This window comes from Aggregatibacter sp. Marseille-P9115, from assembly GCF_920939465.1.
Taxonomy (GTDB): domain Bacteria; phylum Pseudomonadota; class Gammaproteobacteria; order Enterobacterales; family Pasteurellaceae; genus Aggregatibacter; species Aggregatibacter segnis_B.
Genome location: NZ_OV100759.1, coordinates 1,844,683 through 1,864,593 on the forward strand (window position 1 = coordinate 1,844,683; position 19,911 = coordinate 1,864,593).

General features: G+C 41.4%; 19 protein-coding genes, 1 tRNA gene and 1 pseudogene. 13 read left to right on the forward strand and 8 right to left on the reverse strand.

Translation table 11 applies throughout. The features are described from left to right. Nucleotides 1-4: 4 nt before the first annotated feature. The 5 genes and pseudogenes from nanA to LQ983_RS08825 all read left to right on the forward strand — a co-directional run bounded on the left by nanA (nt 5) and on the right by LQ983_RS08825 (nt 4,075). On the forward strand, nt 5-883 hold the full coding sequence (nanA, locus tag LQ983_RS08805) for an N-acetylneuraminate lyase (protein WP_230622397.1): 879 nt from the start codon (nt 5-7) through the stop codon (nt 881-883). A 147-nt stretch (nt 884-1,030) separates the two neighbouring features. Continuing rightward, on the forward strand, nt 1,031-1,834 hold the full coding sequence (gene nagB, locus LQ983_RS08810; RefSeq protein ID WP_230622398.1) for a glucosamine-6-phosphate deaminase: 804 nt from the start codon (nt 1,031-1,033) through the stop codon (nt 1,832-1,834). Between the two features lie 50 nt (nt 1,835-1,884). After that, entirely contained in the window at nt 1,885-3,030 is a 1,146-nt protein-coding gene (gene nagA, locus LQ983_RS08815) for an N-acetylglucosamine-6-phosphate deacetylase (protein ID WP_230622399.1), read from the forward strand. 8 nt (nt 3,031-3,038) lie between these two features. Then, nucleotides 3,039-3,115 (forward strand) — tRNA-Ile (locus LQ983_RS08820). Between the two features lie 308 nt (nt 3,116-3,423). Further along, nucleotides 3,424-4,075 (forward strand): annotated as a pseudogene (locus tag LQ983_RS08825) (IS1595 family transposase). A gap of 110 nt (nt 4,076-4,185) precedes the next feature. On the opposite strand, the gene LQ983_RS08830 reads toward LQ983_RS08825, so the two are convergent. The 5 genes from LQ983_RS08830 to ltnD form a co-directional block, all read right to left on the reverse strand. Further along, complete coding sequence (locus LQ983_RS08830; protein ID WP_230622400.1) at nt 4,186-5,538, reverse strand: gluconate:H+ symporter; 1,353 nt, start codon at nt 5,536-5,538, stop codon at nt 4,186-4,188. Nucleotides 5,539-5,632: 94 nt separating this feature from the next. Then, a complete protein-coding gene (gene otnI, locus LQ983_RS08835) occupies nt 5,633-6,409 on the reverse strand; it encodes a 2-oxo-tetronate isomerase (protein WP_230622401.1) in 777 nt (258 codons plus the stop codon). A gap of 2 nt (nt 6,410-6,411) precedes the next feature. Beyond that, the gene (gene otnC, locus LQ983_RS08840) at nt 6,412-7,044 is read right to left on the reverse strand and encodes a 3-oxo-tetronate 4-phosphate decarboxylase (protein WP_230622402.1); all 633 of its coding nucleotides are present in this window, start codon (nt 7,042-7,044) and stop codon (nt 6,412-6,414) included. After that, on the reverse strand, nt 7,041-8,282 hold the full coding sequence (otnK, locus tag LQ983_RS08845; protein WP_230622403.1) for a 3-oxo-tetronate kinase: 1,242 nt from the start codon (nt 8,280-8,282) through the stop codon (nt 7,041-7,043). Before otnK ends, otnC begins: the two co-directional genes overlap by 4 nt. A gap of 2 nt (nt 8,283-8,284) precedes the next feature. Beyond that, on the reverse strand, nt 8,285-9,190 hold the full coding sequence (ltnD, locus tag LQ983_RS08850; protein WP_230622404.1) for an L-threonate dehydrogenase: 906 nt from the start codon (nt 9,188-9,190) through the stop codon (nt 8,285-8,287). Between the two features lie 170 nt (nt 9,191-9,360). On the opposite strand from ltnD, the gene LQ983_RS08855 reads away from it, so the two are divergent. Next, complete coding sequence (locus LQ983_RS08855) at nt 9,361-10,119, forward strand: DeoR/GlpR family DNA-binding transcription regulator (RefSeq protein ID WP_015702000.1); 759 nt, start codon at nt 9,361-9,363, stop codon at nt 10,117-10,119. Between the two features lie 408 nt (nt 10,120-10,527). Here LQ983_RS08855 and hemH read toward each other — a convergent pair whose 3' ends face one another. Genes hemH through LQ983_RS08870 form a run of 3 tightly spaced genes read right to left on the reverse strand, consistent with a single transcriptional unit; the run spans nt 10,528 to nt 15,101 of the window. Next, complete coding sequence (hemH, locus tag LQ983_RS08860; protein ID WP_230622405.1) at nt 10,528-11,589, reverse strand: ferrochelatase; 1,062 nt, start codon at nt 11,587-11,589, stop codon at nt 10,528-10,530. Next, nucleotides 11,582-12,004: a hotdog fold thioesterase gene (locus LQ983_RS08865; protein ID WP_230622406.1), complete on the reverse strand. Its 423-nt coding sequence runs from the start codon at nt 12,002-12,004 to the stop codon at nt 11,582-11,584. The genes hemH and LQ983_RS08865 overlap by 8 nt, the downstream gene beginning before the upstream one ends. 7 nt (nt 12,005-12,011) lie before the next feature. Beyond that, nucleotides 12,012-15,101, reverse strand: a complete 3,090-nt coding sequence (locus LQ983_RS08870; RefSeq protein ID WP_230622407.1) for an FAD-binding and (Fe-S)-binding domain-containing protein — start codon at nt 15,099-15,101, stop codon at nt 12,012-12,014. A gap of 433 nt (nt 15,102-15,534) precedes the next feature. Between LQ983_RS08870 and ompA the strand changes: the two genes are divergently transcribed. From ompA to LQ983_RS08905, 7 genes are all read left to right on the forward strand, one after another. After that, nucleotides 15,535-16,572 carry a porin OmpA gene (gene ompA / locus LQ983_RS08875; protein ID WP_230622408.1) on the forward strand — a complete coding sequence of 346 codons (1,038 nt, stop codon included), beginning with the start codon at nt 15,535-15,537 and terminating at the stop codon, nt 16,570-16,572. 103 nt (nt 16,573-16,675) lie between these two features. Further along, nucleotides 16,676-17,257, forward strand: coding sequence for a LemA family protein (locus LQ983_RS08880; protein ID WP_230622409.1), 582 nt, complete (start codon nt 16,676-16,678; stop codon nt 17,255-17,257). Between the two features lie 20 nt (nt 17,258-17,277). Further along, a complete protein-coding gene (locus LQ983_RS08885) occupies nt 17,278-17,727 on the forward strand; it encodes a TPM domain-containing protein (RefSeq protein ID WP_111305435.1) in 450 nt (149 codons plus the stop codon). Beyond that, nucleotides 17,720-18,526, forward strand: coding sequence for a YgcG family protein (locus LQ983_RS08890; RefSeq protein ID WP_111305436.1), 807 nt, complete (start codon nt 17,720-17,722; stop codon nt 18,524-18,526). The genes LQ983_RS08885 and LQ983_RS08890 overlap by 8 nt, the downstream gene beginning before the upstream one ends. 93 nt (nt 18,527-18,619) lie before the next feature. Further along, complete coding sequence (gene grxD / locus LQ983_RS08895) at nt 18,620-18,949, forward strand: Grx4 family monothiol glutaredoxin (RefSeq protein WP_032997916.1); 330 nt, start codon at nt 18,620-18,622, stop codon at nt 18,947-18,949. A 124-nt stretch (nt 18,950-19,073) separates the two neighbouring features. Next, nucleotides 19,074-19,526, forward strand: coding sequence for a DUF441 domain-containing protein (locus LQ983_RS08900; RefSeq protein WP_048750312.1), 453 nt, complete (start codon nt 19,074-19,076; stop codon nt 19,524-19,526). Beyond that, entirely contained in the window at nt 19,527-19,907 is a 381-nt protein-coding gene (locus LQ983_RS08905; RefSeq protein WP_111305437.1) for a DUF423 domain-containing protein, read from the forward strand. The last annotated feature ends 4 nt before the right edge of the window (nt 19,908-19,911 follow it).

Sequence of the window (19,911 nt, forward strand, 5' to 3'; positions counted from 1 at the left end):
AACAATGCGTGATTTAAAAGGTATTTTCAGTGCGTTATTAGTGTCATTTAATGAAGATGGCTCTATTAATGAAAAAGGCTTACGCCAAATTATTCGCCACAATATCGACAAAATGAAAGTCAATGGTTTGTATGTCGGCGGATCTACCGGTGAAAACTTCATGCTTTCTACCGAAGAGAAAAAACAAATCTTCCGTATTGCAAAAGATGAAGCGAAAGACCAAGTGGCGTTAATCGCACAAGTGGGTAGCGTGAATTTACACGAAGCGGTGGAATTAGGTAAATATGCCACTGAATTAGGCTATGACTGTCTTTCTGCGGTAACACCGTTCTACTACAAATTCAGCTTCCCTGAAATCAAACATTACTATGACACCATTATTGCCGAAACCGGTAACAACATGATTGTTTACTCCATTCCGTTCTTAACCGGTGTCAACATGGGCGTGGAACAATTCGGCGAACTTTACAAAAACCCGAAAGTACTTGGCGTGAAATTTACCGCAGGTGATTTCTATTTATTAGAACGTTTACAAAAAGCGTATCCAAACCACTTAATTTGGGCGGGCTTCGATGAAATGATGTTACCGGCGGTGGCTTTAGGTGTGGATGGTGCTATCGGTAGTACATTTAACGTGAACGGTGTTCGTGCAAGACAAATTTTTGACTTGACCAAACAAGGCAAACTGGCTAAAGCGCGTGAAATTCAACATGTGACCAACGATTTAATCGAAGGTATCTTAGCGAATGGTTTGTATTTAACCATCAAAGAATTGTTGAAATTGGAAGGTGTGGATGCCGGCTATTGTCGTGAACCAATGACGGCAAAAGCAACTGAAGCACAATTAGCCAAAGCAAAAGAATTAAAAGCGAAATATCTCTAATTTAATGGAAAAAGAGACCGCACTTTTCTGGTGTAGGGACAGGCGTTATGCCTGTCCTAAATTCTCTTTATGACATAAATGGGACAGGCATAACGCCTGTTCCTACAAAATGATTGTAAAGTGCGGTCACAATAAAGGAAGTTTATTATGCGCCTTATCCCTCTACATAACGAACAACAAGTTAGCCGTTGGGCAGCACGTCATATCGTTGACAGAATCAATCGTTTTAATCCCACCGAAGAACGCCCGTTTGTATTGGGTTTACCTACCGGTGGAACACCACTTAAAACTTACCAAGAACTGATCCGCTTAAACCAAGCCGGTGAAGTGAGTTTTAAACATGTGGTCACATTCAACATGGATGAATATGTGGGTCTTCCGAAAGAACATCCGGAAAGCTATCACAGCTTCATGCACAACAATTTTTTTAACCACATTGATATTCAGCCGCAAAACATCAATATTTTAGACGGCAATACGGACGATCATGATGAAGAGTGTCGCCGTTACGAAGAAAAAATCAAATCTTACGGCAAAATTCATTTATTTATGGGCGGCGTTGGCGTAGATGGACATATTGCCTTCAACGAACCGGCGTCTTCGTTGAGCTCCCGCACCCGTATTAAAACCTTAACACCGGACACCATTATTGCGAACTCCCGTTTCTTTGATAACGATATTACTCAAGTGCCGAAATATTCATTAACCATTGGTGTAGGCACGTTATTAGACGCAGAAGAAGTCATGATTTTAGCCACCGGCCATGGGAAAGCGTTAGCGGTGCAAGCCGCTGTTGAAGGCGCAGTGAACCACATGTGGACAGTGAGTGCCTTGCAATTACATCGCCACTTTGTGTTGGTGTGTGATGAGCCGGCGTTGCAAGAACTGAAAGTAAAAACCGTGAAATATTTCACCGACTTGGAAAGTCACGCTATTCACAGCGTGTTGTAATGTTTAGCGCAAAAGTGCGGTGAATTTTTAGATTATTTAAAGGTACGATTATGAAATATGCATTAATTAATTCCGTCATTTACACCAAAGATGAAATCCTACGGGATTATGCAGTGGTGGTAAATGGCGAACACATTGAAGCAGTGATTCCACAAAGCGAATTGGAAAGTGGCATTAAGACCCTTGATTTACAAGGGCATAACCTCACTGCCGGTTTTATTGACTTGCAATTAAACGGTTGCGGTGGCGTGATGTTCAACGACCAAACCAGCGTAGAAACCTTAGAAATCATGCAAGCGACTAACCTGAAATCCGGCTGTACCAGTTTCTTGCCAACTTTTATTACGGCACCGGATGAGGGCATTAAAAGCGCGGTGAAAATTATGCGTGAATATTTGAATAAGCATAAAAACCAAGCACTGGGTTTGCATATTGAAGGCCCGTATTTGAGCGTAGAGAAAAAAGGCGTACACCGTCCGGAATATATCCGTGAAATTTCACCTGAAATGAAAGATTTCTTGTGTGAAAATGCTGATGTGATCACGAAACTCACCATTGCCGCGGAAAACCCGACCATCAACTACACGCCTGATTTCGTGAAAAGTGGCATCGTGGTTTCAGTCGGTCACTCTAATGCGACCTATGACGTGGCAAAAGCGGCTTTCCGTAAAGGCGCAACTTTTGCAACGCACTTACACAATGCGATGTCACCGGTCAGTTCCGGTCGCGCCATGGGCGTGGTGGGCGCAGTATTGGATTCTGATGTTTACACCGGCATTATCGTGGATGGCGTACACGTGGATTTTGGCAATGTGCGTTTGGATAAAAAAGTGAAAGGCGACAAACTTTGTATCGTTACCGATTCTCTCGCGGCTGCCGGTGCAGGCCCAGAATTAGAAACGTTCACCTTCGTGGGTAAAACCATTTATGTGAAAGAAGGACGTTGCTATGACGGTAACGGTACGATCGCAGGTGCTTCTATCACCATGATGGAATCCATCAAAAATGCGGTGGAATATGTCGAAATTCCACTTGCTGAAGCGATTCGTATGAGTAATCTTTATCCGGCACGCGCCATCGGTGTAGATGACTGTTTGGGTTCCGTTGAAGCCGGCAAAGTCGCTAACCTTGCTGTCTTCACGAACGATTACCAGGTTATTGGTACCGTTGTGAACGGAGAGTGGAAAGCGAATTAATCGGATATGAGCTTGTTGTCTAATTGGTAGGACAGCGTTTTATAAAAAACGCCCTGTACGACTTCGATACTCGTCAAGCTCACCATATTTCTTTTTGATGGCGCGCGTTTCCTAACGCGTGCCATTTCATACCAACGAGTTATTGGCACACGCTATGAAGCCTGCGCCATCAAATGCCCTGAAAATGAAAGTGCGGTGGATTTTCCAAGTGTTTTTAATATCTCCGGTATTATGTAGCAGTTGCTCAAAGACCGAAAATTGACTAATTTACCGCACAAATTTTAATGCCTTTCCAAATAAAAATCGTGAAAGGCATTACTTTTTCCTAAGATTTTACCGACAAGTTTATTCTTTGGTGCTGACGTAGATTAGCAAGTATACTCGTCTATAAAAATGAATGTAACTAATTGTAAATTAAAGAAATTCATAAAATAAGCTCCTTGAATTTTTTGTATTAGAAGTAACAGCCCGAGCAGCGGCTGATTTACTCGGTATCTAAGCCAATTCAGCGATTTTGTTTTACCGAAAAATTCGTGAAGTCATTAGCTATCATTTGGCCCTTGAAGCCAATGAGGTTTTTGATGGTCAAATTGAGCTTGATGAAAGCTATTTTGGCGGTCATCGTAAAGGAAAACAAGGTCGAGACGCAGCAGGAAAAGTTGCTGTATTCGGTTTGTTAAAGCGACAAGGAAAAGTATTTACAGTAGTGGTAGAAAATACCAAAACAGAGACATTAATGCCTGTTATTGTGAGGAAAATCAAGCCTGACAGCTGGGTTTATACCGATACTTATCGAAGCTATGATGCCCTTGATGTGAGCAAATTTCACCACGAACGAATCAATCATTCCGAACTATTTACGGTGAAACAAAACCACATAAATGGAATAGAAAATTTCTGGAGTCAGGCGAAGAGAATACTCCGAAAATATAATGGCATCGACCGAAAAAACTTTCCTTTATTCTTGAAGGAATGTGAATTTCGGTTTAACTTTGGAGCACCAAAAGAACAACTTAAAACATTGCGAAAATGGTGTGGTATTTAGGGCTAATCTACGTCAGCCCCAAAGATAATATGAGAAGAGATTTTTTAAATATAAAAAGTTCCTCATAAAATAAAGGCAAGCTATGTTTCCATAACTTGCCTTAGTATTGATTAAACAAAAGCCCACATTAAACACACAAATCCAAATGCGATTGTGCCGTAAATTGTCGTGAGAATTGACCAAGTTCTCAATCCCTGAGAAATTGTAATGCCAAAGAATTTCGTCCATACCCAGAACAAGCTATCGTTAACATGTGATAAGGTCATAGAACCAGCCCCTATCGCTGCGGTAACTAATGCGGCTTGAATACCCGTATAACCTGCTGCAGTAATTGCTGGCGCTAAAATAGTTGCTGTAGTAATTACGGCTACTGTAGCTGAACCTTGTGCTGCGCGTAACAATGCGGCAAGAATGAAACTTAGCAATAAGACAGGTAATCCAGTACTGGATAAGACATCTGCTAATGCTTTACCTACGCCACTCGCATCTAACACTTTACCAAACATACCACCAGCACCAGTAATTAAGATAATGCCCGCGATAGGTGCTAATGCTGAGTTTAAGATTTCTTCTAATTGATCTTTGCCCCAGCCGCGTTTAATACCAAGTACATAAGAGGATAAGCATACGGCAATCATTAAAGCAAACGGTGACGCCCCTACCATACTAAAAAATTCACGAACAACACTTTCTTTTGGTAATGTTGTAGCTGTTACTGTCCCCAACATGATTAATACTAATGGGAAAACTATCATTGATAACACAGTTCCAAATGATGGTAAGCCATTATCTTCTTGTGAACGAAGTTTTTGATATTCAAGTAGATCACTTGAAGCTGGAATGCTCACAAAATTATTTTTTGTAAAAAATGGAATAAATGTTTGACCAATTAAAACTGCAGGAAGCGCTGCGACAAAGCCTAATCCTAGCACTAAACCAATATCAGCATTTAACACTTGAGCGCCAGCAACCACACCTGGATGAGGTGGCATAAGTACATGCACTGTCAACATAGACAAACCAATTGGTAATGCATAGACCAACATATTACCACCAAGACGACGAGCCACACTGAAGATAATTGGGATTAATACAATGAAACCAACATCAACAAAAACAGGGATACCAAAAATAAAACCTGTCATTGCTAATGCAAATGGCGCTCTTTTGGCACCAAACTTATCAAGCAACCAACTCGCAAGTACATCTGCGCCATTAGATTTCTCAATCACTTTACCTAACATTGCTCCAAGACCAACAATCAAAGCAACGCTACCTAAGGTGCCACCCATACCACTAATTAACGTTGGAATAACTTTTCCCATCGGAATGCCAGCAGAAAGCGAAACTGCAATACTCACCAGCCCTAACGCAATAAATGGATGAACTTTACCTTTAATCATCAAAGTCAAAAGCGCGATAACACTCACAACACCGATTAAAATAAGAACTTCATTTGACATAAAGATGCCCTCTTATTCAAAAACGTTCTGCCAAAGCAGAACGTTTAGCTGAGATAACACTTTAAAATTTAAAGTGCGGTTAAATTTTTATCAATTATTTATATTTTTGGAACCAATCTAATCCTGCTGTGGTTTCGCCACGTGGTTTGTATTCACAGCCAACATAGCCATCATAACCAATAGTATCAAGTTTATCGAAAATGTATTGGTAATTAATTTCACCTTCATCGGGTTCATGACGGTCTGGTACAGAAGCAATTTGAACGTGAGCAAATTTGCCATTTAATTTATCAGTTAAACGTGCAAGATTGCCATCTACATTTTGTGCATGAAAATAGTCGAGTTGAACAAATACATTATCACGATCAACCAATTCCACCACTTCAAGCGTATCAAATTGGCTTTTGAGTAAATAATTAGGTTTCACTTCAGGGCTTAAAGCTTCAAGCTGAATTTTGATTCCATATGGTTTATATTTATCAGATGCATAGCGTACGTTTTTAATAAAGGTTTGTTTATATTCTTCACGGCTTGCACCTTCTGGCACAACTGCTGACATGATATGTACATTTGGACAACCTAATGCAAGTGCATATTCAAGAGCCAAATCAATATCTCTATGGCTATCAGCTTCTCGGCCAGGGATTGCCGAAACACCCCATTCACCTTTGTTTACATCACCAGCTGGGGTATTAAATAACACAACTTTTAGGCCATGCTTATCTAAAATTGCTTTGAGTTCTTGTGCAGGGTAATCATAAGGCCATAAGAATTCGACATATTTAAAGCCTGCTTTAGCCGCCGCTTCAAAGCGATCTAAAAATGGCACTTCGTTAAACATCATGGTTAAGTTTGCTGCAAATTTAGGCATAATTATTTTCCTCTATTTTCTAAATCTTTCACTTCGGTATCAGTGAGATAGCGGATTTTTTGTCCTTGCAAAGTGAAGAATAATTTTGCGGTTTCTTCTAACTCTTCTGTATTATCTGCCGCATCAAGCAAGTCTGAGCCAGTGACAACAACACCATGATTAGCGAGTAAGAAGGCTTTGCCTGTTAAAACTCTGTTGCTTAATTCTTCTGCAATCTTTGGCGAACCCGGTCTATAGTAGGGAATAACCTGCATTTTTCCCACGCGCATTACGTAATACGGTGTAAATGGCTCTATAGCATTATTAGGATCCAAATTATCTAAGCAAGAAAGTGCGGTCAAATAGGTACTATGTAAATGCACAATGGCTTTGCACTCAGGATTTTTCTTGTACATAGCCAAATGAAATACTGCTTCTTTCGATGGTTTATCGCCCCCTAAAAGATTACCTTCCATATCCAATACAGATAAACGTTCTACACTTAACCGACCGAGTGAAGAACCTGTAGGGGTCACTAACACACGATTGTCATCTAAGCGAACTGATAAATTACCTGCACCGCCCACGGTGTAACCTCGCTCATAAAAAGAACGTCCGAGCTGCACCATTAATTCTTTTTGTACTAAATCCGTCATAGGAACATTCCTTGTGCATATTCAAAAAAGTCTTCTTTGCCGAAATTGCCTGATTTAAGCGCAAGGAAAATATCTTCTTCTACCGCTTTTAACCAAGGCACACCCGGGGCAATTTGTTTACCAATATGGAACCCAGTAAAACCAAGTTCTTGCACCACAATACTTGAGGTTTCACCACCAGCAGTAATAAAGTTGACCACGCCGGCTTGTTTTAATTTAGCGGCAAGTTTGGCAAAAGTGCTTTCAATGGCATGGCTTGCTTGATCCACCCCAAATTGATGTTGAATAGCTTTTAATGCATCTGGTGGCACTGTTGCATAGACCATCGGGGCAAATTCGCTATCGAGATTTGCTATCACCCACTGATAAAGTTGTTCTATATAATTTTCATTATGGATGGCTTGCTCAACATCGAGTTGAAAGTGCGGTGCTTTTTCACGATATTTTTCCACTTGTTTATTGGTCATTACTGAGCAAGACCCTGAAAGCACCACGGTTTTACCTTTAGTTGGCGTAAAGGCATTGGTGCCTTTTTTGCCACCACTTAAACGTGCAGCCATATAAGCTCCTAAGCCTGAACCACCTGTCACCAATTTGAAATCCGCCACTGCTTCAGCAAGTACTTCCAACTGCGAATTATCCACGGCATCAACAACCGCATAACGGTAGCCTTGTGCTTTTAATTCCGCAAAGCGCTCTTGCACACGCGAAGCCCCTTTAATCACATCAGCATACGCCACCAAACCTGTTTTACCTTTGGCTTGTACATCCATTAAACGCATTAAATTAGCATCAGTCATTGGCGTAATCGGATGATTTTTCATGCCTGATTCACTCAACAATACATCACCTACGAATAAATAGCCGTTAAAAATAGTGCGACCATTTACAGGTAAGGCTGGTGTAATAACGGTGAAATCTTCATTTAATTCATCTAGTAAAGCATCCGTGACAGGACCGATATTGCCTTTCGCTGTGCTGTCAAAGGTGGAACAATATTTAAAATAAAATTGCGTACAACCATTTTCCTTTAACCATTGATAAGCCCTCAATGACTGTTCAATGGCTTCATTCACAGGGTTGGAACGTGATTTTAGACTGATCACAATGGCATCTACTTTGCTGTTTAACGATTGTGTTGGAACACCGTTCATTTGCACCGTACTTAAGCCATTTTCAACCAAAAAACTGGCGATATCGCTTGCGCCTGTAAAATCATCTGCAATAACACCTAACATCGCTACGCTCCTTTTTTCGGTAAGTTAACGCCACTAAAAATTTTAATCACTGCACTATCATCTTCTTTACCATAACCCGCATTGCTTGCCTCAGTGAACATAGAATAGGCTGTGCTTGCCAAATGAAGTGGGAAATGAAGTGATTTTGCAGTGTCATTAACTAAGCCTAAATCTTTCACAAAAATATCAACCATAGAAAGCGGCGTATAGTCACCTTCTACTACGTGTTTCATCCGGTTTTCAAACATCCAAGAGTTACCAGCTGCATTGGTCACAACATCATACATAACATCAAGTGGAATACCCGCTTTTGAGGCAAGAGCCATAGCTTCCGCACCTGCTGCAATATGTACGCCGGCTAATAATTGATGGACGATTTTCACCGTTGCACCTAAACCAATTTCTTCACCAATGTTATAAACTTTTGCCGCGGTGGCATCTAAAACAGGTTGTAACAACTCAAATGCTTGTTTTGAACCCGATGCCATAACAGTCATTTCACCTTTTAATGCTTTAGCTGCACCACCAGAAACAGGTGCATCTAACATAATCAAACCTAATTCTGTTAATTTTTGTGAAATTATTTGAGCATCTTGAGCCGCCATGGTAGAAGAAACCATCACCGCTGTACCTGCGTTTAATTTTTTAGCAATACCATTTTCGCCAAATAATACTGCGTTAGCTTGGGCTGCATTAACCACTAAAATCACTACAGCATCAAGTTCGTGAGCGAAGTCATAGCCATTTGTCGCTACAGCTTTTGCACCTGCCGCTTTTAGTTTTTCAAGTGCAACTGGGTTTAAATCAATACCATAGGTCGTTAATCCTGCATTAATGCAAGATACCGCTGCGCCCATACCCATAGAACCAAGACCAATTACTGCGACTGAATAATTTTGATTTTCCATTTTTAATCCCCCAATAGATCTTAACTAAATTTGTCTGTATATTAACCGATACAATAAATTAAATCTGAGAACTACGTCACAGAATGATAAAAAATGTTATTTTTTGTTAATTTTAGTGATAAAACGTTATGAGCTCATAATCTGATTTGAAATCAGGTATGGAGAAAAAGATGATTCCTGCTGAACGGCAAAAGACATTATTAAACTTAATTAGTAAACAAAGCGTTATTAGTATAAATAACTTAGTCAATATCTTAGGCGTATCACATATGACCGTACGTCGTGATATACAAAAGCTCGAAGAGGATGGAAAAGTCATCTCTGTTTCGGGGGGGGTTCAATTACTTGAACGTTTATCCAGTGAACCAACACATGATGATAAATCATTACTAGCAACGACTGAAAAGACGGCTATTAGTAAAAAAGCAGTTGAGTTAATACAAGAACATTCCACTATATATCTAGATGCTGGCACGACAACACTTGAAATCGCAAAACAAATCGCTAATCGAAACGATCTACTTGTAATTACTAATGATTTTGTTATTGCCCATTATTTAATGGTCAATAGCCAATGTAATATTATGCATACTGGCGGGCTCATTAATAAATCAAATCGTTCCTCTGTGGGAGAATTTGCTGCCCAATTTCTACATCAAATTTCAGTTGACATTGCGTTCATCTCGACTTCATCTTGGAATTTAAAAGGGCTAACCACGCCTGATGAGCAAAAAATTCCTGTCAAAAAGGCTATTATCCAATTTAGTCAAAAAAATATCCTTGTTACTGATTCATCCAAATATGGCAAAGTAGCAACATTTCTACTATATCCACTTAGTTCACTAGATACGATTATCTGTGATAAAGGATTACCCGAAAATGCTCAAGCTAGAATCGCTGAAATGAATGTTGAATTATTTTTAGTATAAAATAAAGGGGCTGATGTAGATTAGCAAGTATACTAGTCTATAAAAATTTGTCGGTATTTTTGATACTGTAGGTTCTTTCGGACTTCCAGGTAATGATAAAGACTGGAAGCCCTGAAAAGAAAAGAATCGTAGCGTGTAACTTGTTGCACGAAATCATGAATACCCGAAAGGGGTAAATAACGTTCCGTGCGTAGTTTGGTCGTGCATCAAGATGTACGCTACGTACGAAATCGTAAGTTACGCCTTTTTGATGGCGCGCGTTTCCTAACGCGTGCCATTTCATATCAAGGAGTTATTGGCACATGCTATGAAGCCTGCGCCATCAAATGCCCTGAAAACAAAAGTGCGGTGGATTTTCCAAGTGTTTTTAACACCTCAAAAATCCACCGCACTTTTTTTATTTCTCGCTTAATGACAACGGCTACTAAGGTTGTTTGACGTTGGCACCGTAATGGTTGGAATAATGGCAATGTTTGGTGAAGCGCAGTTGTTGCATTTCATTTTCGCCATTTGATTGATCACTAATCTGCCCAAAGTTTCGATATGTGCCGGAGAGGCGTTCAGTGCCGGAATATATTGATAACTTTCACCGCCGTTAGTGATGAAATAGTCTTTATTTTCCTCAGCAATTTCTTCCAAGGTTTCTAAACAATCCACGGCAAATCCCGGGCAAATTACTGCCACTTTCTTAATGCCCTGTGCTGCAGCGTTAGACAAAAACTCATCGGTATAAGGCTGTAACCATTCTTCTTTACCAAAACGGGATTGGAAGGTTAAACCCCATTGTTTTTCATTTAAGCCCAACCCTTGTGCCACCGCAGCTGCGGTTTGTTGGCAATGTGTGCGGTAGTAATCGCCGGTGTTTTCATAACGTAACGGAATGCCGTGAAAGGAAAACAGTAAAAACTCATCCGCCTTTAATCTCGCTTTGCAAGAATCAATTAACGCGGAAATATAGTTTTGGTTGAGCGGATAGGAATGAATAAAATCAAAGGGCACAATGCCACGTTGTTGTTTCAATGCCTCAGCAAAAGAGTCGAACACGGCTCCTGTTGTGCTACTGCTGTATTGTGGATAGAGCGGAAGTACGATGATGTGTTCCACTTTTTTATCCATTAATTTTTGCACAGCACTTGGCATGGACGGATTACCATAAGTCATACCGATTTCGATTTCCACATCCAGTTGCTGTTGTCGGAAAAAGTCGATTAAGCCTTGCTTTTGTTGTTCGGTGAACACCATTAACGGAGAACCTTGTTCGGTCCAAATAGAACGGTAGTCTTTTGCGACTCGTTTAGAACGCAACGGCAAAATAATGGCTTTAAGTAACGGATACCATTTACAACGAGGTAAATCGACCACGCGGGGATCCGTTAAAAATTGCCATAAATAACGGGAAATATCCTTAGGACTTGGTGAGTCTGGCGTACCTAAATTGGCAAGAATGACGCCGATTTTTAAATTAGTCATGTGTGATAATAGAAAGAGTTAAACGTGAAACGCAGCATAGTTTATCTTGCTCGTCCCGAATGTCAATTTGCCAAACTTGAACGTTTTTGCCTAAACGAATCGGGCTTGATTTAGCGCAAACATAGCCTTGTTTTACCGGGCGTAAATGGCTTGCATTGATCTCTAAACCAACGACAGCCTGATTTGCTTCTACACAGCAAAAACCGGCAGTGGAAGCAATGGTTTCCGCAAGTGCCGCGGAAATGCCACCATGTAAAAATCCCATGGGTTGAGTAGTGCGGTGATCTACCGACATACGGGCTTCCAGCCAATCATCGCCCTGTGCGGTAAATTCAATGCCTAAATGTGCCACGGCACAGTGTTGGCAGAAGTCATTTAGTTGTTGTAGCGTGAGATGTTTCTTCCAAATGCTCATGGTGTTGTTATTTCAATAAAGTTAATAAGGCTTGTACAGGGTGTTTCGGCTGATAATGGGCGAAACGCTTCACTTGGCTACGACAGGAATAACCGGTTGCTAAGCAGAAGTTCGGATCTTTATTTTGCAGCTTTTTCTCCCATGAGGCTTCATAAATGGCTTTCGACATTTCAATATGCTGGGTTTCGTGCCCGAAAGTACCAGCCATGCCGCAACAGCCGACACTTTCAACCTGCAACTGCTGGTCGAAAGCGGCAAAAATGTGTTGCCATTCTTTGCCACTGTTTGGCATCGCAGTCGTTTCTGTGCAGTGTGGGAATAAATACCACTGATGCGGCTCAAAAGTGCGGTCGGTTTTTTCGGTGTTTTGGGCGGATAACAAGATGCCGTTATCCAACTGTTGCTTGAGCCATTCGTGGGCGGTCAGCACATGGAAATTACCGCGCTCAGCGCCAAGAATTTCTTGGTATTCATCTCGATAAGACAACACAATGGCGGGATCCACACCGACCAAAGGCATACCTAGTTTCGCCATACGATTAAGGAACTCAGCCTGATTTTTTGCGGTTTTGGCAAAACGGGTTAAAAAGCCCTTAATGTGTTGCGCTTTGCCGTTAGGTTTAAATGGCAATACCACAGGTTTAAAGCCCAGTTTTTTCGTTAACGCCACAAAATCGGCAACGACTTTGGCATCATAATAAGAAGTGAAAGGATCTTGTACGATAAGCAAAATACGTTGTTTTTCCACCGCACTTAAACTTTCTAATTGCTCTAATGAGGCGTTTTGATGGCCAAGTTGAATGAGTTGTTGTTGCAGATTGGGTGTCGAGAGCAACGGTAAATCCGTCATGCCTAAACATTTTTCTGCTACTTTTTGACTAAATTTAGTCGCTGTAAAATAATTGAAGAGCTTCGCTTGTTTTGCCATTAGCGGCGCAACGTATTCCACATTGGACACTACATAATCTTTGATGGGGCGCAGATAACGTTGGTGGTAAAAATGGAAGAACTTCGCGCGGAAGCTAGGCACGTCGATTTTAATCGGGCATTGGCTGGCGCAAGCTTTACACGCCAGACAAGTGTCCATTGCCGCTTTCACTTCATGGGAAAAATCGTATTCGCCACGGCGTTTTTGATAGCTGTTTTGGATTTTATGCACAATATCCGTGAGTTTTACCGTGGATTGCTTGAAATCCAATTGCGCCGGGGTAACTTGCTCATTCGCTAATAAACGCAACCATTCACGCACCATGGCGGCGCGGCCTTTCGGTGAAAAGACGCGATTTTTACTCACTTTCATTGACGGACACATGGTGCTGTGGACATCAAAGTTAAAGCATAGCCCGTTACCGTTACAATTCATGGCACCGATAAATTCTTCTTTCATTTGAACGGGAATTTGGCGATCGAGGTCGGCTCGCATTGGCGATAAAATGGAATAAAGTGCTTGTTCGCTGTTTAACGGCGTACAGATTTTCCCTGGATTGAGACGATTTTGTGGGTCAAATAAGAATTTGATGTAACGTAATTCGCGCCATAATTCGGGCGTAAAGAATTTTTCGCCGTATTGCGAGCGCATTCCTTTGCCATGTTCACCCCAAATTAAACCGCCGTATTTGCGGGTGAGTTCTGCCACCTCGTCGGAAATCTGTTTAAATAATTTAACTTGCGCTAAATCGCATAAATCTAATGCAGGACGAACGTGTAACACGCCTGCATCCACATGGCCGAACATACCGTATTGCAGATGATGGCTATCTAATAAAGCGCGAAACTCGGTAATGTAATCCGCTAAATTTTCCGGCGGCACACAAGTGTCTTCCACAAAAGGAATGGGTTTTGCCGCGCCTTTGGCATTGCCAAGTAACCCTACGGCTTTTTTCCGCATGGCATAAATACGTTCAATGGACGGCAAATGATCGCAAACTTGATAGCCGATAATATGATCTTTGCCTTCAGTAATTTTTTGATCCAATTGTGCACATAACTGCGCCACTTGTTTTTCAATTAATGCCTGATTATTGCCGGCATATTCCACAATATTTAAGCCAAGAATAGGATGTTGTGCGTCTTCTGTTAACAGTTCTTTGACGGAGTGCCAAATAATGTCTTGTTTAGCCAAATTCAGCACTTTGGAATCCACGGTTTCTACGGAAAGTGCATTGGCTTTGACCATAAAAGGTGCGTTGCGCAATGCCGCATCAAAAGAATTGTATTTAATGTTAATTAATGTGCGATGTTGTGGCAGCGGCATTAAATCCAATGTAGCTTCGCAAATAAAAGCAAGTGAGCCCTCTGAACCTGTGAGAATACGGGTTAAATTGAATTCGCTTAAATCATCGTTAAACACATTTTTTAAATCGTAACCGGTCAGAAAACGGTTCAATTGGGGTAAATCATTCAGGATTTGTGAGCGTTTGTCTTTGCAACGTTGAAAAATCTCTTGATGGATTTTTTTCACGTTGGCAGAGAGAGAGCTTTCTTCTGTATAGCGAAAAACGTCGTCAGATTTGACCGCACTTGTCTCTAAAATTTCGCCATTGATGAGTACGGCGCGTAAACCGAGCACGTGGTCGGAGGTTTTCCCGTATTGTAAAGATCCTTGCCCTGACGCATCCGTATTGATCATTCCCCCTAAGGTGGCGCGGTTACTGGTGGAGAGTTCCGGCGAGAAAAATAAACCGTGCGGCTTTAGAAATTGATTAAGCTGATCTTTCACCACGCCGGCTTGCACGCGCACCCAACGTTCTTTTACGTTGAGTTCTAAAATTTTCGTCATGTGGCGAGAGAGATCAACAATAATGTTGTTATTGATAGATTGCCCGTTCGTACCGGTGCCACCACCACGTGGTGTAAACGTCAGAGAAAGGTATTTTTCTTGTTGTGCGAGTTTTGTTAGACGAACCACATCGGCAATGCTTTTCGGAAATAAAATGGCTTGCGGAAGTTGTTGATAAACGCTGTTGTCGGTGGCGAGGCTAAGACGATCGGCATAATTTGAGGCAATGTCTCCTTCAAAATGTTGCAATCGTAGCGCATCTAAATAATCACTGACTAATGGAGAAAGTTGAGGGATATTCGTTAAGCGGGGTAGCATGTTGCACCACTCTATATTGGTTAATGTTTGTTTGGGATTAGGTGGAGTAAAAAGTAACCAAAGTTTAACATAGAAAATCATTTGATAAATATTAAATTTATTGAAGAAATATTGAGATGGGGTTGCAAAATAGACAAAAAGAATGTTTAATTGCTTAAAATTTAAGCAAAAAGAAGTCTATTTGTTTGATTTTATGTTATTTCAGTAGGATAATGCCGCAACTTTTGAGGGGAGTTGGATATTTCTCATCAAAAGAAATAGGAAAACTTCAATCCTATTTGAAACAACATCTTAAGCTGGAAATTGTAAAAAATTTCACTTTTAGAGGTAAACGGTTTAAGATGAAGGTGACACAAGTTCTTGTGTCGGTTTTCAGCTATATCAGCTGATACTTGTTTTAAAATAGATGACTAAATTAAAGAGGATCATCAAAATGAAAAAAACTGCAATCGCATTAGCTATCGCTGGTTTAGCAGCAGCAACAGTAGCACAAGCAGCTCCACAAGCTGACACTTTCTATGCCGGCGCAAAAGCTGGTTGGGCATCTGTACATCACGGTCTTAACCAATTTAAAGATGAACCAGGTCAAACAGTTAGCCGTAACTCTGAAGCTTACGGTGTGTTCGGTGGTTATCAAATCACTGATAACTTGGCTGTTGAAGCAGGTTACGAATATTTCGGTCGTGCTAAAGCTAAAACCAACGGTGAACAACATTTTAGACACACAGCGCATGGTACTACTTTAGCACTTAAAGGCAGCTACCCGGTATTAGCAGACTTAGATGTTTATGGTCGTGTTGGTGCAGCATTAATCCGTAGCGATTATAAATTTACTGATGGTAGTGATGTTAAGAAATACCACAACTTAAAAGTATCTCCGGTATTCGCAGCAGGTGTTGAGTATGCAATCCTTCCTGAATTAGCATTACGTGCTGAATACCAATGGGTGAGCCGTGTAGGTAACTTAGGCAAAGCTGAAAGAAAAGCTGGTGTTGACTCAGATGTTCGTTATTCCCCAGATATCGGTTCTGTATCTTTAGGTTTATCTTACCGTTTTGGTCAAGGTGCACCAGTTGTAGCGCCTGAAGTTGTAAACAAAACTTTCAACTTAAACTCTGATGTAACTTTCGCATTCGGCAAAGCTGACTTAAAACCACAAGCACAAGGCGTGTTAGATGGTATCTACGGCGAAATCGCACAAGTTAAAAGTGCAAACGTTAAAGTTGCAGGTTACACAGACCGTATCGGTTCTGACGCTTACAACCAAAAATTATCTCAAAAACGTGCTGAAACTGTAGCTAACTACTTAGTTGCTAAAGGCGTTTCTCAAAACGCTATTTCTGCAACCGGTTACGGTAAAGCAAACCCAGTTACTGGTAACAAATGTGACGCAGTTAAAGGCCGTAAAGCGCTTATCGCTTGCTTAGCTGATGACCGTCGCGTAGAAATCGCAGTTAGCGGTACTAAATAATTAACATTTTGTTAATTATTTTCAGATAAAGATAAAAAAGACCTAAACCTGTGTTTAGGTCTTTTGTTTTTTTAGCTAATTTTAATTATTGTAAGGGAAAAAAATGAAAAAATGGCTTGTTCTGATTATTGTTGCCGTTGTTGCAGCGATGACTTTGATTCCAAGTTATAACGGCTTGGTTGCCGCGGAAGAGCAAATTAATTCTGTGTGGGCAAATGTAGAATCGACTTATCAACGTCGTTCCGATTTGATCCCGAATTTAGTGAATACCGTGAAAGGCCAGGCAAACTTTGAAAAAGAAACCTTGACCGGTGTTGTTGAAGCGCGTGCCAAAGCAACGCAAACCAAAATCGATCCGTCTCATTTAACGGAAGAGCAATTAACCCAATTCCAACAAAGCCAAAATGAAGTCGGTTCAGCTTTGTCTCGTTTATTGGTCAGCGTAGAGAATTACCCTGAGTTGCGTGCGAACGAAGGCTTTATGAACTTACAAGCGCAATTGGAAGGTACCGAAAATCGCATTAATGTCGCGCGTAATAAATTCAATGAAGCGGCACGTGAATACAACCAAAAAATTCGTACTTTCCCAACCAAAGTGGTTGCGATGATTTTTGGTTTCAAAGAAAAACCTTATTTCAAATCTGTTGCCGGTGCTGAAAATGCGCCGACAGTGAATTTTAACTAAACGGACAATAAGGTGGCGCGATGCCATTATTTGCAAAAATCCCGATAGATAAAAAACAGCTCGAGGCGGCAATTGCCCGCCTTGAGCGACAAACCTCCGCTGAATTTCGGATTTTTATCGAACGAAAAATACCGTCAAAACCGACCGCACTTTCTGTTTATGAACGTGCGTTGGGTGTTTTTTCACAACTTGAAATGCATCAAACGGCAGCGCGTAATGGCGTGTTGATTTATATTGCCTATGATGATCGTCAATGCGCGATTATCGGTGATATTGGTATTCATCAGTATGTAGGTGATGACTTTTGGCACACAGAATGTGCCCGCATGATTGCGCATTTTAAACAAAAGCAATATACGGAAGGTATTTTGGCTTCGATGCAGAAAATCGGTGAACACTTGGTTCGGCATTTTCCGGTTCAACCGGATGATCAAAATGAACTGGATAACGAGGTGATCATTCATGATTAAACGCGTATTTAGTTTATTGAGCTTAAAAAGTGCGGTCATTTTTTTCTGCATTTTTATGGCGACGACTGTTTCTGCCGTCACCTTTCCTGATTCTCCAAAACCTTTCCGTTATGTGAATGACTACACGAACACCTTATCGGAAAAGCAGCTTGGCGTATTAGAGGCTAAGTTGGTAGCCTATGGCAAAGAAACCAGTTCGCAAATTGCGGTGGTGATTGTGCCGACGACCGGTGAATATGAGATTTCCCAATATGCCTTTGAATTAGGCGATAAATGGGGTATCGGACGAAAAAATCTGAATAACGGTGTGTTGTTACTCATTGCTAAAGACGATCGCAAATTGTTTATTGCGGTGGGACAAGGCCTGCAAGGCGTGTTGACCGATGCCCTTGCATCACAAATTATTCGCAACCAAATTCGCCCTTATTTCCGTAACGAGCAGTATGCCCAAGGCATCGATAATGGCTTGGATTACATTATTGCTGCAACCAAAGGCGAATTTGCCGCACAAGCGGAAGAAGAGAATGATTTTGGGGATTTTGTGCCCTTTATCATGTTAGCGCTGTTTATTTTGATTGTCGTGATGGCGGAAATGAACAGTCGCCGACCTTATGTCACGCCAACCAATAATCATGTGCTAAATGACGTATTGCGAAAATCCATGCCAGATCGTCATCGTAACGGCAGAGATGGAGGTGGTTTCGGAGGTGGCTTTGGCGGAGGCGGTTTCGGCGGTGGTTCCGATGGTGGATTCGGCGGAGGTGGTTTTGACGGCGGTGGTGCCGGCGGAAGCTGGTAAATAACGTAGTAAAACGCTCGACTTTTATTTGTGGCAACTTTGGTTTGTGATACAATGCGCGCGTTTTCTCATTCAATGAATACAAGGAACATTATGGAAACTCTAGATAAAATCAAAAAACAAATCAGCGAAAACCCGATTCTGATTTATATGAAAGGCTCGCCAAAATTCCCTTCTTGCGGTTTCTCTGCTCGCGCGGTGGAAGCCTTAATTAACTGTGGCGTACCCTTCGGTTATGTGGATATTTTACAACATCCGGATATTCGTGCCGAATTACCGGCTTACGCCAATTGGCCAACATTCCCACAATTATGGGTAGAAGGCGAGTTAATCGGCGGTTGCGACATCGTGTTGGAAATGTTTCAACAAGGTGAACTTAAAACCTTATTAGAAGAAGTCGCAGCAAGACATCCGCAAGCGTAAAAACGTTTTGAAATACAACCGCACTTTGGTTTTCCCAAGTGCGGTTTTTTGTTTCTGCCGCAGGGCAAATTTGATGGCTTGTGCTATAATTCTCCGCGAATTTTTACTACACGTTAGGATCAATATGTCGCTTCAATTCAATATGATTGCGTTACTTTTAGTGGTGTTAATTTTGCTCGGCATTCTTAGCCACAACAGCTCTATCACTATCTCTGCCGCAGTGTTACTGATCATGCAACAAACGCTACTCGCGAAATATATTCCCTATTTGGAAAAATACGGCTTGAGCATTGGTATCGTGATTTTAACCATTGGCGTTTTGAGCCCGTTAGTTTCCGGTAAAATTCAGCTTCCCGGCCTGTCGGCTTTTGTCAGTTGGAAAATGTTCGTTGCCATTGCGGTAGGTGTATTGGTCGCGTGGCTTGCGGGCAAAGGCGTTCCGCTGATGGGGGAACAGCCTGTCTTAGTGACAGGCTTGGTCATCGGCACTATCATCGGTGTTTCTTTTCTGGGCGGTATCCCTGTCGGGCCACTTATCGCCGCCGGTATTTTGGCATTACTTATAGGAAAATTTTAAATGAAAAATAAATGGTTATTTATCGCCGCCTTGAGCGGTTTTTTATGTGTGACGATTGGCGCTTTTGCTGCTCACGGATTAAGCAAGGTTTTAGAGCCTAAAGCGTTAGCGTGGATTGAAACCGGTGTGAAATATCAAATGTTCCACACTCTTGCGATTCTTGGTGTTGGCATTGCGCAATTGTGCCGTGAATCATTGCTTGCCAGCAAAATGGCTAACGTTGCCGCCAGTTCTTGGGTGCTCGGTGTGCTTTTGTTTAGCGGCAGCCTTTATGCACTCGCCCTTGGCGCAGGACAATTCCTGGTTTGGGTGACACCGATTGGGGGTACCTTATTTTTAATTGGCTGGCTTTGCTTGGCTTACGGCAGTTTGAAAAAGTAAATCA